General features: G+C 38.8%; 5 protein-coding genes. 4 read left to right on the forward strand and 1 reads right to left on the reverse strand.

Features of this window, described 5'->3' with window-relative positions:
• Positions 1-702 (forward strand): hypothetical protein (locus tag G358_RS34210; RefSeq protein ID WP_338042740.1); only part of this gene is annotated, 702 nt, incomplete at its 5' end.
• Between the two features lie 14 nt (positions 703-716).
• Positions 717-1,229: a hypothetical protein gene (locus G358_RS0129145; protein ID WP_026342528.1), complete on the forward strand. Its 513-nt coding sequence runs from the start codon at positions 717-719 to the stop codon at positions 1,227-1,229.
• Positions 1,230-1,825: 596 nt separating this feature from the next.
• Here the strand turns inward: G358_RS0129145 and G358_RS0129150 are convergent.
• Positions 1,826-2,050 (reverse strand): helix-turn-helix domain-containing protein, encoded by a 225-nt coding sequence (locus G358_RS0129150; RefSeq protein ID WP_019640785.1) that lies wholly within the window; start codon positions 2,048-2,050, stop codon positions 1,826-1,828.
• 382 nt (positions 2,051-2,432) lie between these two features.
• Here G358_RS0129150 and G358_RS0129155 point away from each other — a divergent pair, with 382 nt between their 5' ends.
• Together G358_RS0129155 and G358_RS33765 are read left to right on the forward strand one after the other, a co-directional pair.
• Positions 2,433-2,726 (forward strand): DUF6809 family protein, encoded by a 294-nt coding sequence (locus G358_RS0129155; RefSeq protein WP_019640786.1) that lies wholly within the window; start codon positions 2,433-2,435, stop codon positions 2,724-2,726.
• A 174-nt stretch (positions 2,727-2,900) separates the two neighbouring features.
• Positions 2,901-3,102 (forward strand): hypothetical protein (locus G358_RS33765; RefSeq protein WP_205621574.1); only part of this gene is annotated, 202 nt, incomplete at its 3' end.

Here is a 3,102-nt window from a genome sequence, read left to right on the forward strand (position 1 = left end):
AGTGATTTACTTAACGATGCGGCTCGTAAAATGAATCAGGATCATATTAGAGATGGCATAGTACATAAAGGCGGCATCGATTTCTGGAAGTCGCTAGACCAAGATGTGAAAGTAAAAAATAAGTTGGACGATGTGGGGGCAAAGAAGAAGGAGCTTTCAAATAAGGATAAGACCCCTGAATCGAATAAACAGAGCCCAGAAGAAAAACGGAGAAGGGATGAAGAGGCTGAGGGGACGGGAGAAAGTAATTGGGAAGCTAAGAAGCCTATGTTCGGGGAAGATTGGGATGCATACTTTAGATCTGAATACGGAGATGAGAAAGTTACATGGAAGACTAAGGGGAATGCTCCAGTCCCTACAAAGCCCGGTGGGGGAAGCAATCCAAGTGATTTTGTTAACCCACACTCTGAAAAGCATATGTATGACCCAAGCAAGCCATCAACTCCAAATCGTTCACAATATGGTGAAGATGTTGATGTTAGGAAACTAAGACAAGAAACAATGACTAATCCTGATAAAGCATATTCAAACTGGCCAAATCCTAATAATCCTAATCCAAACCGGATAACCAAGTATTACAAAGAATTTGACGGAAACGTCAGTACACCTGATACTCCAACGGGAAGTCATAGAGTTTTTGAACACCTAGATGACCCTACCAGAAGTTCGCACTTCCCTTATGTGCCAAGAAATAAAGAATGAGTGGGTGAGAGAAAGTGAGTTTATTATTGTATCATGCTTATTTAGCTGAAAATCATGAACATTTTGTTTCGGAAGAACAAGTCATGCAAGAAGGCATACAATTTTCTACAAATTCTAATAATCGTTATAGTAACGGTGGTAGAGTAAAATTTGAAAGGACTGAAAGTTTGAGACCTTTTGATATACCCGATTGGGTTAATTTTAAGGAAGCTATAGGTGTTGATATATCTAATCGCTTTTCTAAGTCGTTTTGTTTCCCTGTATTTACTAATAAAATTCTCGTATTTGATAGTGAGATATCTATTTCTATCTATGACCAAGCGTTCTATGATGATTTCAAGGATTTTGATGAAGAAGCCCTGAACTTTGACACAGGTGAAAGCATTGAATATTGGATAAAGTTGTATTGGGATAGCGTGGTGACACTTCAAGAATACTTGTTAAAAAGACCTTATCCAAAACCAGAGGTATTAGTTTTTGAGTCGATACCTAAAGAGATTATTCGAGTGTGTGAAGAAAAACCATAAACTGTGGCAGATTTGATTGGTGGGGCTACCTAGTGCCGAGTATATCCATCACTCAACCCCAATAACACATATAACTCATGTAATACCCGAGTAAAGATTTCGTCATTTTGTTTGTACGCGCAAAGAAAGCTTCAAGATTATGCCCTAAATAACGCTATTCTGTTACATTGAGCAGGTCGATCATGGTCAGATACTACCATAATTGACCTGTTTTTGTGTGCAGAAAATTAACGAGGGACTTAAATGATGTGACAAAACGGGAACAGGAAGTTAAACAGGCTGGATTGATTACACAAGCTTGCGCAGCATACGAACGGCTTATGAATGAAATCCGTAGCTACTGTCAGAAAGCAAGGTAATTACGTGAACAGGCGGCAGTATTACAGCAATCAGGGCGTACAGAATTTTAAGGTTAGAGAAGAGATTCACAAGTGCTAGACTTTGCGGAGTATTTGGATTTGGTAGAAGAGCAGAAGGTTGGATTGCCGCGCTAGCAAAAAGTTTTCGAGTATTATCTTGTACTTTGAACAGGCCAATCATGGTATATCATGATTGGCCTGTTTTATCAGCTAAGTATAACGAACAAAACTAATACACTACTTATCTGTAGACTCATCATCCTCAACGGAAACAATAAGTTGGTCCACAGTAATATCAAGAGTTTCACAGATTTTCTCTAAAGTACGAATATAAACTCTATCAACAGAATCTGAACATAGATGGTTAATAGTAGGGTGGCGAACCCCCATTCTCCGGGCAAGCTCTCTTTGGGAGATGCCTTTCTCGGCAAGAATTTCTTTTAATCGTAATCGGATCTTCATATGCATTCCTCCGAGTTATTTCATAACAATAATAATATCATGATTGTTATGAAAATGCATTGACTGGTAGTCTTAACCGTACTATTATTGAATTGTGGTAGTCATAAGAGTAACATTGAGCGGTTAAATTTTGAATTGAGGAGGTAATAATAAGAAAAATTCAAACAAATTTCTAAGAGTGCGGTTGAAATCTGCTTTAGTAAGTAGGACTCGAAAAGTAAATTGGAACGAATTAAATTAAATGTGAATAAAAAAGGAAGCGGCCTCCTACCAAAAAGCGCCGCTTCCTTAACGCAATTGCCTGAGAGGCAGACTGCACACTTACTCTACCATGTGCGAGTCTTTCTTCAACGTATAATCTAGTACGAAAGGAAGATGAAAAATGAAAAGTATGCTGGAAGCATTATTTCATGGCGATATCCGCCCGGAAGAGCAGGTCGTTCCAAGAAATCCTGATTATCGCAGCATAAGCAGAAGGGTGTCCGAAGCTATGGAATTATGGAAAGAGAAACTATCTTCCGAAGATTTCAACCAACTTGAAGCAATGCTTGATTTACGCAGTCAGTCGGAGTCGATATATGCTACAAATACTTTCATAAATGGGTTTCAGCTTGGGGCATTAATAATGATGGAGATATATACGGCTAAGGAGAACCTGTTCCCCGATTTAAAGTAATTACAATATTAAAAAACGGTATACTAATAGCTTGTTCCTACTTTGTTTAGTAGGGAACAGGCTATTTTGCATGAGAGACAACGTGCCGGATCGAGTTGTTCCGCGAGGCGTTGGAGGAACTTATGCTTATTCCGAATTGTGCATGACTTAACGGGTTTGGCTTCGGGAGATTATGTGGTAATAACTGTCGTTATTTTGACAGTGGCAACCACTATATTTTTGCCGTGGCTGTGGCTGCCATCAAAAACGCGAAAACAAGGCAAAGAATTAGTACTGGGCGGCTCCGAGTTAAATATAAATGCGGATGAAGGTATGTTATATATATCCATGAACTCTGCAAACGGAGTTGCTTTAAATAGTACACAAACTATACAAA

Source organism: Paenibacillus fonticola DSM 21315 (assembly GCF_000381905.1).
Taxonomy (GTDB): Bacteria; Bacillota; Bacilli; order Paenibacillales; family Paenibacillaceae; genus Fontibacillus; species Fontibacillus fonticola.

Coding starts and splice junctions, on each gene's coding strand:
- G358_RS0129150 (WP_019640785.1), bottom strand. CDS start 2,050: ATGAAGATCCGATTACGATTAAAAGAAATTCTTGCCGAGAAAGGCATC.
- G358_RS0129155 (WP_019640786.1), top strand. CDS start 2,433: ATGAAAAGTATGCTGGAAGCATTATTTCATGGCGATATCCGCCCGGAA.